The organism is Bacteroides ovatus (assembly GCF_001314995.1).
Classification (GTDB): Bacteria; Bacteroidota; Bacteroidia; order Bacteroidales; family Bacteroidaceae; genus Bacteroides; species Bacteroides ovatus.
Genome location: NZ_CP012938.1, coordinates 4,190,842 through 4,203,529, shown reverse-complemented (window position 1 = coordinate 4,203,529; position 12,688 = coordinate 4,190,842). Strand labels below are relative to the sequence as shown.

Annotated in this window: 8 protein-coding genes; 4 read left to right on the top strand and 4 right to left on the bottom strand. The window is 46.5% G+C overall.

Features of this window, described 5'->3' with window-relative positions:
- Window positions 1-32 precede the first annotated feature (32 nt).
- The 4 genes from Bovatus_RS16190 to Bovatus_RS16175 all read right to left on the bottom strand — a co-directional run bounded on the left by Bovatus_RS16190 (window position 33) and on the right by Bovatus_RS16175 (window position 6,769).
- Window positions 33-1,634, bottom strand: a complete 1,602-nt coding sequence (locus Bovatus_RS16190; protein ID WP_004296889.1) for a RagB/SusD family nutrient uptake outer membrane protein — start codon at window positions 1,632-1,634, stop codon at window positions 33-35.
- Window positions 1,635-1,652: 18 nt separating this feature from the next.
- Complete coding sequence (locus Bovatus_RS16185) at window positions 1,653-4,997, bottom strand: TonB-dependent receptor (RefSeq protein ID WP_004296888.1); 3,345 nt, start codon at window positions 4,995-4,997, stop codon at window positions 1,653-1,655.
- 170 nt (window positions 4,998-5,167) lie between these two features.
- Window positions 5,168-6,169: a FecR family protein gene (locus tag Bovatus_RS16180; RefSeq protein WP_004296887.1), complete on the bottom strand. Its 1,002-nt coding sequence runs from the start codon at window positions 6,167-6,169 to the stop codon at window positions 5,168-5,170.
- Between the two features lie 57 nt (window positions 6,170-6,226).
- Window positions 6,227-6,769, bottom strand: coding sequence for an RNA polymerase sigma-70 factor (locus Bovatus_RS16175; RefSeq protein ID WP_004296886.1), 543 nt, complete (start codon window positions 6,767-6,769; stop codon window positions 6,227-6,229).
- Between the two features lie 251 nt (window positions 6,770-7,020).
- Between Bovatus_RS16175 and Bovatus_RS16170 the strand changes: the two genes are divergently transcribed.
- The 4 genes from Bovatus_RS16170 to Bovatus_RS25535 all read left to right on the top strand — a co-directional run bounded on the left by Bovatus_RS16170 (window position 7,021) and on the right by Bovatus_RS25535 (window position 12,676).
- Entirely contained in the window at window positions 7,021-10,434 is a 3,414-nt protein-coding gene (locus tag Bovatus_RS16170) for a DUF2723 domain-containing protein (RefSeq protein WP_004296885.1), read from the top strand.
- Between the two features lie 108 nt (window positions 10,435-10,542).
- Window positions 10,543-11,157 carry a polysaccharide deacetylase family protein gene (locus tag Bovatus_RS16165; protein ID WP_004296883.1) on the top strand — a complete coding sequence of 205 codons (615 nt, stop codon included), beginning with the start codon at window positions 10,543-10,545 and terminating at the stop codon, window positions 11,155-11,157.
- Between the two features lie 697 nt (window positions 11,158-11,854).
- On the top strand, window positions 11,855-12,085 hold the full coding sequence (locus Bovatus_RS24945) for a hypothetical protein (protein ID WP_004296881.1): 231 nt from the start codon (window positions 11,855-11,857) through the stop codon (window positions 12,083-12,085).
- 99 nt (window positions 12,086-12,184) lie between these two features.
- Window positions 12,185-12,676, top strand: coding sequence for a hypothetical protein (locus Bovatus_RS25535; RefSeq protein WP_004296879.1), 492 nt, complete (start codon window positions 12,185-12,187; stop codon window positions 12,674-12,676).
- Window positions 12,677-12,688: the final 12 nt, after the last annotated feature.

The window sequence follows — 12,688 nt, the reverse complement described above, 5'->3', positions numbered from 1 at the left end:
TTTCTAGTTCTCACATTTCCAGTTTCATGTCCCTACGGTCTCGGTTTCTTGTCCCACCAAAGAGAAGTAGCGCCATTATCAGGGCCACCCAACATACCGACGGCCTCCAGAATATACTGCCGGTTACCGGAATATTCGCTGGGCGGATACCACAGGCGACGTATTTTAGCTTTCGTATCGTCAATAGTACCACCGCTATTGTTCACTACCACAGGCAATAAATGAGGATAATCCGTGCGACGATATTCGCTCCATGCCTCTACCGTAGAAGGAAACATAGCAATCCATTTCTGGGTAATGATACGCTCCAGATTCTTCTCGGCATATTCATCACCCTCTTGCCAGGCAACAGTAAGGTTGCTAACGGCTCCGGCTGAATAAGTTCCATCCACAGGGTCAGTGTAAGCCTGCGGTGTGTTGGAAGCATTGGCAGCATAAGAAAGAGCATCCGTGGCAGGAAGTCCGTACTGTTCAAAAGAAAGAGCAATTGCTTCTTCATATAGGCTCTTGGCATCGCCTCCCATCGCCCAGCCACGCAATGCACCTTCGGCACGCAGGAAAGTGACTTCTGCCGCATTCATCCACGGATAAGGACTGGCAGTAGATATAATCGGTTTGCTATAACGGTCTATCACGCTTTCCTTGTTCACCACATCAATACCGATACGAATACCGGCAAAGCCGGACACTTTCGTCGGCTTACCACCAACTGTTTCCGTGATTTCCACTTGAGTGAACATCTTCTCCCGTCGAGGGTCCTGATACCCGTTCATGTAACAAAGCAAGTCGGCACCCATCCGATGGTCGGACCAGCCGTTGAAAACCATAGCGGCACGGTTTTCCTCCACCTTCATTTCGGCATTATCGGCATTGTCCGTGATAACCCCTGCATCTACGGCATCCTGTGCCACTTGTTGTGCCGTAGTAGGATCAACATACACCATGCGGATAGCCATACGCAACTTCAGGGAATTGGCAAATTTATACCACTTGCTGACGTCACCGTAATAAACATCGTCAAACTTACGGAATGCTTCAGAACCTATCGTAAGATTTTCCTTCAACACGGAACTCACTTCATCAAGTTCCTTCAGCATTTGTTTGTAAACAGCTTCCTGCGAATCATAGGGCACATTAAGCGAAACACTACCCTGCTCGTCTATCACCTTGCTATAAGGAATGGGACCATACATATCCGTCATACGGTGCATAATAGCTACCCGCAGCAATTTGGCAAGAGCCAGTGCCACAGGATCATCACTCTGATCCTGCAAATCGCGGTAAAGCGGATAAGATTCGGTAAAAATATCACCATACGTCTTATCCTGCCAGTCAACAGACGGGTTATAAGTTTCAAATTTATCGGTACGCACGAGCGTAGTCCCATAATACCCGGCAAACGGACCTGCCGCCAAAGCCTCGATAAACTGATAAAGATGCTCTTTAGTAGGTACCACCAACCCTTGCAAACCTCGCAGGGTAGAGCCTATATTGTAGTTTTCGCGTCCCTGCTCATCCTTGGTCACTTCGTACTCCTTGCGGTTGATTTCATCGAAGTTGCCCGTACAGGCTGCTCCGCCCACCAGCAGAAGTCCCAGGGAGAATATCTTTAAGAAAGATTTCACTTGTTTCATACGATCTGATTTAACGGGTTAAAAGTTTATTTTCACATTCACGCCGATATTACGGGTACTCGGCAACATGAAGTTATCAATGCCTTGATAATAATTACCGGTATTCGCCACCGCTTCAGGATCGAAAGGTGCACGACAGTAAATCATCCAAAGGTTACGACCTACCACAGAGACATTGATGTCACACACACCTCCCAGCCATTTGCGGGGAATGGTATAACCCACACTGGCTTCTTGCAGACGCACGTTCGTAGCACTGTAAGTGTAATACTGCGGCAATCCGCTACTGTTTCCGATGAGGCTATAATACGTTTGCGCATCCACAAGAGTACGTCCGTTGAGCAACACACCACCGTTGTCACGGGCTTGAGCCGAACGTTCGGACACTCCATACTGATCCATTGCCGCCTGTGTGGCAGAATAAGCAATACCTCCGATACGTGCTGTAAAGAGTGCGCTTAGACTGATACCACGCCATTCGAAGCGGTTATTCCATGCCAGATTAGCTTTCGGGAATACACTACCCAGCTTAATGTCCGGCAGGTTATCTTCCGTAGTCAGCGCACCGGAAGGATCGATCTCTACCATGCCACTATTGTCCCGTTTCAAGTCACTCTGTGTGTAAAGATCACCCAACGTACCCCCTTTCTTCAGGATGAATCGTGCTTTACCCAGTCCGCCTACATCCAAGCGATTCTGTGTGATAGGCAATCCCGTTTCGGGATGAATATAGCTGGTCACCAAGTCTTTTATCGTATTCTTGTTGTGAGAGAGAGTGAAATTACTTTCCCAGTGCAAATGGTTGTTCCAGGTATGTCCATAACCCAATGAGAGTTCCACACCGGAATTACGCACATATCCTGTCTGCAAATAAATCTTGCTATAACCGGAAGATACGGAAACTTTCGGGTCGAAGGTTTGGTTGAAAGTATTTGCCAAGTACCATGAAAAGCCGAGGCTGAAATCCTTGAAAAGACGCATATCCAGTCCCAATTCCCACGAGTTGGTACGCTCGGGCTTCAAGTCCTTGATAGGATAGTGTGTCTTGGGCTTCCATTGCTGGTTAGCCTCATCGTATTCGTAAGTGGGCGATGTCAGATTACGGGGATAAGGCATACCAACGGAACTGAAAGAGCCACGGACCTTCATATAGTCGATAAATTCCGGCAAAGTCAGCATTTCGGAGATAACCCCCGAAAGTCCTACGGACGGGTAGAAGAAACAAGGTGTAGAAGAATTGGCAAGTTGCGAAGCCCAGTCGTTTCGCCCGGTCAGTGTAAGATAGAGCATACTCTTCCATCCCACTTCCACACTGGCGAAGACTGATTGCGTCTGTTCCTGCCATTCGTCCTGACGGGCTTTCTTCTTTGTGTTGTCGAGGTCGAACACATTGAACACGTTCGGTATTCCCTTTTCACGAATCGGGCCACGATAACTCAAATCTTCGTATCTGTTGTTCACAATGCTGGCACCCACGTTTGCCACCAGTGAGAAGTCATTAAAACGCTTGTTGATGTTGGCAAGCACGTCGGCATACGTTTGTGTTTCGTCGGGCTTGGAGATGGTATAGTGTCCCTGCGTACTCTCTTCCGTAATTGTAAGGTTGGAGCTGGCATAGAGCTTCTGTTCATACTTGGTGTGCGTGTTGTCCACACGTACACGTCCTGATATATTCAACCAGTCGGTAATGTCATAACTCAATTGAGCAGACAGCATATAACGCTTCTTCTGATTCAGACGCAGATTACGGTAAGCAATCCAATAAGGATTCTGCATACGGTAGTCACCTTCTCCTTGCGGCCAGAACATCGTATTGATTTTGCGTGCCGGATCCCAACGTTCGAACACCTTGACAAGTCCGAAGTCATCGCCACGCGGGAACAGATAAACGGGCACAATGGGATTGGAATAAATCCCCTGATTCGTCATGTTGCGGTCGTTCTGAATGATGTAGCTGGCTCCTATGTCAAGTTTCATCCGATCGTTCAGGAAATTCGTCGTATTACGGAAAGTAAAATTAAAACGGTTATAACGATTGTTGGGAACAATGCCCTCGGAGTTGACCGACGCCACCGAAAAGAAGGTCTGGTTCTTCTCCGTACCGGTAGAAAGGGTGACAGAATTGGTGAAGATCAGTCCTGTATCAAAGAAATCTTTCGGTTCATAATTGGTGCGGGAGGCGTCATTCAACTTCGCTCCCCAGCTAAGGATGGTAGAACCTCCGTCTTTCCCACGGCTTCCCGTCCCGTAGCGGTTTTGGAATTCAGGAAGCACGAAAGGACGGGCAAACTCGGTATTGCTGTTCACCGTCACTTGCAACTTGCCTACTTGTCCGCGCTTGGTAGTAATAACAATCGCACCATTGGCAGCATTACTACCGTAGAGTGCAGCTGCTGCGGCACCCGTCAATACGGAGATACTTTCGATGTCGTCCGGATTAATGTCGGCAATGCTCTCCGTAGCACCCCGTGAGTCGAATTCCATTCCACCACCGCCACCGAAGTTATACATCGGTATACCGTCGATGACGTAAAGCGCATTACTGCTTTGTTCGATAGATTTCGCACCACGCATCACTACCTTGCTGGCTCCACCTACACCGGAAGAACTGCTGTTGATAGTAACACCTGCCACCTTGCCATTCAGGCTGTTGATGAAATTAGCATCTTTAATGCCGGAGATTTCGTCCGCTTTCACCTGTTGCACGTTGTAGCTCAATGCTTTCTGTTCACGCTTGATACCAAGGGCAGTCACGACTACTTCGTTGAGTTGCTCCACGGCAGTGGCAAGCGTCACATTATACACGCTCCGATCTGTGACTTTCACATTTTGAGGAGTATAGCCTATATAGGTAAAATTGAGCGTGCTACCCACCGGAGCTTCGATAGAATAACGTCCTTCAATGTCCGTAATAACTCCACTGGCAGAACCCTGCACCTGAATATTGACACCGATAAGCGGCTCACCCGTTTCGTCTGTCACTTTTCCTTTGATTTGTTTATCGGAAGATGGCTTTTCCTGTGCCGGTTGAGGAATAATCTTGATGTATTTACCTTTCAATTCGTAGGTGCAGCCTGTACCTTTCAAAATGGTAGAGAGAGAATAATCCAATCCGGCTTTATCCAGATTGAGATTGAGGGCAGGTTTGTCACGCAGCAGCGAGTTATTGTACCCAATGGATAATCCCGACTGCTTTTCCACTTTCTTCAATGCTTCAATGACGGTAATATTGTTCTCACGGATGGTAATCCGCACGTCATTTTGAGCAAAAGCTGTTACTTGTAGCAAAAATAAACTGAAAAAGAGTAGAAAACTTCTTCTTACGCCTCGCTTATCCGCTATAAATGTGTAATTTTGTAGCATTAACTTTTAAGTATTAGTTTGTTAACTAGGTTGTTATTCACGTAGATCAGATCAACAGAGTATAACACTCTGATGCAGAAAAGTTGATTATTTCATATCCGGGATGGAGTGGCGCTCTGTTCCGGATACTTTTTTCTCATGGGCAGTAATTGTGTTTTTAAGTTATTGATTTATTTCCGTGTAATATAGCACTTATCTCCTTCTATCTTGAATTTCAAATTGCCCGCCACATCGACAATGATATCCATGACTTCTGCTAAAGGTGCCTTATCCTTGAACCGGAAACTCAAACGATCTTTCTTCAGCTGGTTCAAGCTGTAGACAAACGTATAATTGTATTTTCGTTCCAGTACACGTATAATATCTTCTACGGTCATTTCATTGAAAACCAGTTCGCCCCGCTGCCAAGCGGTGACATCTGCCATATCGGGATGCACTACCCGAAACTGACGGTTCTCTTTGTCATACGTCAACTGTTCGTCAGGCTGCAATACGGTCCGCTGGGTCAGATTTCCCCACTCTACCAATACACTGCCCGACAGCAATGCTGTACTGATTTCCTGATTCTCCGGATAGGCACTGACATTGAATTCCGTTCCCAAAGCAGTTACCTGAAAATCATCCGACTTTACAATGAAAGGATGCTTCTTGTCAGGCTTCACTTTAAAATTGGCTTCACCAACCAAGTAAACACACCGCTCTTTCCCAGTAAACTGTTTCGGATATAACAAAGTACTTTTTGAATTCAACTGAACCTGGCTGCCATCCGGAAGAGAAAGATGCCGCATCCCCGCCACTGGAATGAATTCCTGTATAAGGTCATTCTGCGTTCTCTCCGCCTGCATCACCAGATAACCAAGAGATACGGCTACCACCAGTAACACAGCCGCAACGGATTGCCAAAGACGCAATATACGAATTTTGCGATTAGGGGTTACAGGGACTGAAGAAGCCGTGTGAAGACCGTTGTTCCGTTTCCACCGTTCGAGTTCCTTCTCCACATGGGGCACTTCGCCCATAGCGCGGGCTGTCGTCCAGATTTCTTTTAGAGCTTTGTCTTTTTCTACGGCATGTTCCTTATCCGTCAGCCATCCGTAGAAATTCTGCCGGATCATTTCCGAATAATGATTCTTAGTGAACGAGGTCAGTATCTGCCGAAAATAATTCTTCATATAGTTGTGCTATTAGTGGTGAATACATATATAGCACGACACAAATGCGAAGACTACTCAAATGAAATGAAGAAAAAATAAAATAAATACGATTTTTTTTAATTCAACTAGGGAAAGATAGATTTGACGCTCTACGGTACGCACTGAAATATCAAGCTTTTCCGCTATTTCCAGATGACTCATTCCCTGGATGCGGCTCATTTCAAAAATCAATCGGCGACGCTCGGGGAACTGTTCGACAGCCATTTGCAGAGCTAATTGTATTTCTTTATAATAGATAGCGTCCAGTGTATCACCCGACGGAGACAAATCCTTGAAAAGACTTTCTTCCATCTGTGCCTGTTGGTAAGACCGTTCTATGCGCTTATGCTTGAGAAAATCAAAAATGGCATGTTTGGTCATAGCATAGATATATTTATCTATCCCGGGGTTATCCTGCCAAATCTGCGGTTTGGCCCATAGTCGCGTGAAAACGTCCTGTGCTATATCATCCGCGTCCTGCCCCGATTTAAGGAGCATCAATGCGAAATTCTTCACCAGCGAATAATGTGCCTTGAAGACCAGATCGAATTCTTGTTCCAGTGTTATGTCTTTGTCCATTACTTCACAAGCATTTGTTGTCAGTAAGCAAAAGTAGAAAAATAAATCTATACTTTAGGTCAGTCTGACAGAAGAAAAAACAAATTCCTTACTTGCCAACACACAAGTTCCCGCCTTCCGGAAGAGTGAAAGAGATAGTAAATCACCCCTCCGTTACTTAATATTTCTTACTTTCTTCCTCATTATCCTTACAAATCACTATCTTTGCGACCTCATAATTTGTTTTTAACGAATAAACTACGATAGTGCTAATGAAACAGTACAGAACCGTAAACAACCTTATGGGTTGGCTTACATTCATCATTGCGGCAACCGTCTACTGCCTGACAATAGAACCGACCGCAAGTTTCTGGGATTGCCCGGAGTTCATAACCACCGGCTATAAACTGGAAGTCGGTCACCCGCCCGGCGCACCTTTCTTCATGCTAGTGGCAAATCTGTTTTCTCAATTTGCTTCCGACGTAACAACTGTTGCTAAAATGGTGAATTACATGAGTGCCCTCATGAGTGGCGCCTGTATCCTGTTCCTTTTCTGGAGCATCACCCACCTGGTACGCAAACTGATTATCACTGACGAAAACAATATCACCAAAGGACAGCTTATCACAGTGATGGGTAGCGGACTGATCGGTGCACTGGTTTATACATTCAGTGACACATTCTGGTTCTCGGCCGTGGAAGGTGAAGTATATGCCTTCTCCTCCCTCTTTACCGCTGTTGTTTTCTGGTTGATTCTGAAATGGGAAGACGTAGCCGACCAGCCGCACAGCGACCGTTGGATTATCCTCATCGCCTATCTGACGGGATTGAGTATCGGTGTTCACTTGCTGAACTTGCTTTGTCTGCCCGCCATCGTACTGGTATACTATTACAAGAAAACTCCAAACGCTACCGCCAAAGGTTCGTTAATTGCGCTATTAGGTTCAATGGTACTCGTTGCAGCCGTGCTTTACGGCATCGTACCGGGTATCGTGAAAGTAGGCGGCTGGTTTGAACTGTTGTTCGTCAACGGACTCGGAATGTCATTCAATTCGGGCGTAGTGGTTTATATCATTCTGCTTGCAGCCGCTCTGATCTGGGGTGTATACGAAAGTTACACCGAAAAGAACAAAGCGCGCATGGCTATCTCCTTTATCCTGACGATCGCTTTGCTGGGTATCCCATTCTACGGACACGGAGCCAGCAGTATCATCATCGGTATTTTGGTTATTGCCGCACTGGGACTTTATCTTGCTCCGAGTGTACAGGCTAAAATCAAAGAGAGATGGCGTATCACCGCCCGCACCATGAACACAGCATTACTGTGCACCATGATGATCGTAATCGGGTATTCTTCTTACGCACTGATCGTTATCCGTTCTACTGCCAACACTCCGATGGATCAAAACTCACCGGAGGATATATTCACCCTGGGCGAATACCTCGGTCGTGAACAATACGGAACCCGTCCGCTCTTCTACGGCCCTGCTTTCTCTTCGAAAGTGGCACTTGACGTAAAAGACGGCTATTGTATTCCGCGCCAATCGGAAGCAGGAAGTAAGTTTGTCCGCAAGGAAAAGACTTCGCCCGACGAAAAAGACTCTTATATCGAACTTCCCGGACGTGTGGAATACGAATATGCACAGAATATGCTTTTCCCGCGTATGTACAGTTCGTCACACGCACCGCTCTACAAACAATGGGTAGACATCAAGGGATATGACGTTCCTTACGACCAGTGTGGAGAGATGGTGATGGTAAACATGCCTACCCAATGGGAAAATATCAAATTCTTCTTCTCCTACCAGCTAAACTTCATGTACTGGCGTTACTTCATGTGGAACTTTGCCGGACGGCAGAATGACATACAGGGTAGCGGAGAAATTGAGCACGGCAACTGGATCACCGGTATTCCGTTTATCGACAACCTACTGGTAGGTAACCAGGAATTGCTTCCGCAAGATCTCAAAAACAATAAAGGTCATAATGTATTCTACTGTCTGCCGCTGATTCTCGGCTTAATCGGACTCTTCTGGCAGGCTTACCATAGCCAGCGAGGTATCCAGCAATTCTGGGTGGTATTCTTCCTGTTCTTTATGACAGGTATCGCTATCGTGCTCTACCTCAACCAAACTCCTGCACAACCCCGTGAACGAGACTATGCGTATGCCGGTTCGTTCTATGCCTTTGCCATCTGGGTAGGTATGGGAGTGGCAGGTATCATCCGCATGTTGCGAGATTATGCCAAGATGCAGGAACTTCCGGCAGCCGTTCTGGCTTCAGTGCTCTGTTTGTTCGTCCCCATCCAGATGGCGGGACAGACATGGGATGACCACGACCGCAGCGGACGCTTCGTTGCCCGCGACTTCGGACAGAACTACCTGATGACTTTGCAGGAAGAAGGCAACCCGATTATCTACACCAATGGTGATAACGATACCTTCCCATTGTGGTACAATCAGGAAACGGAAGGTTTCCGTACGGATGCCCGCACCTGTAACTTAAGTTACCTGCAAACAGACTGGTATATAGACCAGATGAAACGTCCGGCCTACGATTCTCCGTCACTCCCTATCACTTGGGACCGTGTGGAATACGTGGAAGGACAAAACGAATATATCTCTATCCGTCCGGAAATGAAAGCTCTTATCGACAGCTATTTCAAACAGGCAAACGAACTGGCTGCACAGGGAGACACTACCATATTGTCGCTCGTTCACTCCATCTTCGGTGAGAATCCTTATGAACTGAAGGAAATCATCAACCGCTGGATGCTTGGCAAGAACGACCAATTGAAAGAACTTCTCAAGAAGACAGGAAAAGAGATACAACTTCCGCTCATCCCTACGGACAGCATCGTCATGAAGATAGATAAGGAAGCCGTACGCCGCTCCGGCATGAAAATACCGGAAGCTCTGGGCGACTCTATCCCCGAATACATGACAATCACCCTTAGAGACGCCAACGGCAACCCGAAACGCGCCCTCTACAAGAGTGAGCTGATGATGCTCGAAATGCTTGCCAACGCTAACTGGGAACGTCCTATCTATATGGCAATCACCGTAGGAAGCGAAAACCATCTGGGCATGGGCAACCACTTCACACAGGAGGGTCTCGCCTACCGCTTCACTCCGTTCGATACGGACAAACTGGACAGCAAGATCGACAGTGAAAAGATGTACGACAACCTGATGAACAAGTTCAAGTTCGGCGGTATCGACAAGCCGGGTATCTACATCGACGAGAACGTGATGCGTATGTGCTACACGCACCGCCGTATCTTCACGCAGCTCGTAGGACAGCTTATCAAAGAAGGTAAGAAGGACAAGGCACTCGCTGCACTCGATTACGCCGAAAAGATGATTCCGACAATCAACGTACCGTATGACTGGGCAAATGGCGCCTTCCAAATGGCAGAGTCTTATTATCAACTGGGACAGAACGAGAAAGCCAACAAGATTATCGACGAGCTTGCCAACAAGTCGCTCGAATACATGATCTGGTATCTTAGCCTGAACGATAACCAGCTTGCCATTGCCAGCGAAAACTTCGTGTACAACGCCAGTTTGCTTGACGCCGAAGTCCGCCTAATGGAAAAATACAAATCAGAAGAACTCGCAAAACATTACTCTACGCAACTCGATCAGCTATACAACGAGTACGTGACGAGAATGAAAGGGAAATAATTTAGGTATGAAGTAATAAGTATTAAGTATTAACGTAGCTTCCGGCATGTTTTCCGTAAGGTATAATACTTAATACTTATTTCCTAATACTTCAAAACACAGACTCTCATGTTTATAGAACAACCACCTTGGCTTTTCCGGGCGTTGTATCCACAAGCTATCTTCCGGATGGACCCGAATGAGCGGGCAGTCTATCTGACTTTCGACGACGGCCCCATCCCCGAAGTAACTCCCTGGGTACTGGAAATACTGGAAAAGCATCATATTAAAGCTACCTTTTTCATGGTAGGCGACAATATACGCAAACACCCGGATGAATACCGGATGGTGGTAGAGCACGGACACCGCATCGGTAACCATACTTTCAACCACATCCGTGGATTTGAATATTCCAATCCGGATTACCTGGCAAATGCCAGAAAGGTAGATGATATTATTCATTCCGATCTCTTCCGTCCACCACACGGACACATGGGATTCAGGCAGTACTATACGTTGCGCTATCATTACCGCATCATTATGTGGGATCTCGTGACCCGCGATTACAGTAAGCGGATGCGCCCGGAACAAGTGCTGAACAACGTGAAACGCTATGCGCGAAACGGTTCTATCATCACTTTCCACGATTCGCTGAAGTCATGGAACAACGGTAACCTGCAATACGCACTTCCCCGTGCCATCGAGTTCCTGAAAGAGGAAGGTTATGAATTCAAGGTGTTATAATCTTTGAAAAAACAGAAACTTCGAAAAGAGCAGAGCTTCCTGATAAGAAAGAAAAGGTTTCTGATGAATAAAAAAGCTCCCTGACAAGAAGAAAAAATATAAGCCGAGGTATTATGCCCCGGCTTTTGTAGTTTAAAGCCCGTTTCGTGCCCAAAATTGAAAGATCCCTCCTCTTTCTTACAAGATGCCAGTGCAACCGCATTTCGCCTGGTAAAGGGCAAAAAAAGGGCAAAAAGAGGGCAAAACAACCTGCATTCAAAAAGTTTCTGATTTACATTACCATTTCCAACCGTATTTTTTTATACATTTGCAACGGTCTCTTCCGCAGAAAGCCTCCGGGTGGCGAGGGAGAGACGTTTATATTGAGAAGACGTTTACAAGCGTTTGTCATTTGTGTTCAGAACTTCGCAAACTTTGACCTATCGGAATGACTAACAGCAACAAAGACGTCCTCCTGATGTGTATTTATATACATCCGTGCCTCACTTTGGAAAACAAAGGGAGGCTACGGGTGTTGTACATATCGGCGTGGGCTTTCTGCGTTGTTCGTTCCCGATAGTTGGCATTGCGAAGGCCTTGAACACGGAACGGACGAAAGTGAGAGATTCCCACGCCTTTTCTATATATTCCTGTCAACAATAGATTGAATTGTCCGCCCAACGGGAGTCTGGGGGACACACATAAGCAGAATAGGCACATGATTCATGCGGGACAACTTATTGAACGCACGCTTCACGAACAGGGACGCACCGTCACCTGGTTCGCTACCCAATTATGCTGCACACGCCCCAATGTTTACAAGATATTCCGGAAAGAGAATATCGACATCCACCTGCTCTGGCGCATCTCCTGCATCCTCGGCCATGATTTTTTCCGCGATCTTTCCGACAGCATCAATACCGGAAACTTCCCCAGTGTATCCAAATAGGATACAATTCCGTATCGTTCTTGGAACTATGCTTTCACCCGGTAGTATACTCCTTTCGCATACCTTTGCAGGCATATTAACATATAATCACAAAAGGACATGAAAACGAAAAAACTATTTCTGATTATTGCTCTGGTTGTCAGTTGTGCCGTCGGAGCCCATGCGCAAAAGACGGTCTTCAAGTTTCGTGATGCACAGGCACGTGCAGGCGATGCAGTTACTGAAGTTTGTGTCAAACCCACAGTTGTCGAGGTGAAAATACTGGAAGATAAGGGACGAATCAAGGATGAATGGACACTAAGCAAAGAGGAAGTGGAGATCGCCATGAAAGGAGAACTTGACAACATCCGTGCATGGGGGACGTATCTGTCCACCATCAAATACAACTGCGATGTCATCATGGGAGCCACTTTCAAAGTGGAAGATAATGAAAAAACAGGGGGATACACGGTTACAGTAGTAGGTTATCCCGGCATCTTTGTCAACTGGCATCCTGCCACCCAGGACGATTATGAATGGATACGTCTGCAGAAGTTATCACCCACGGATGGAAAAAGCCAGATAGCACCTGTCGTTAAGAATAAGAATTAATCACTAAAACAT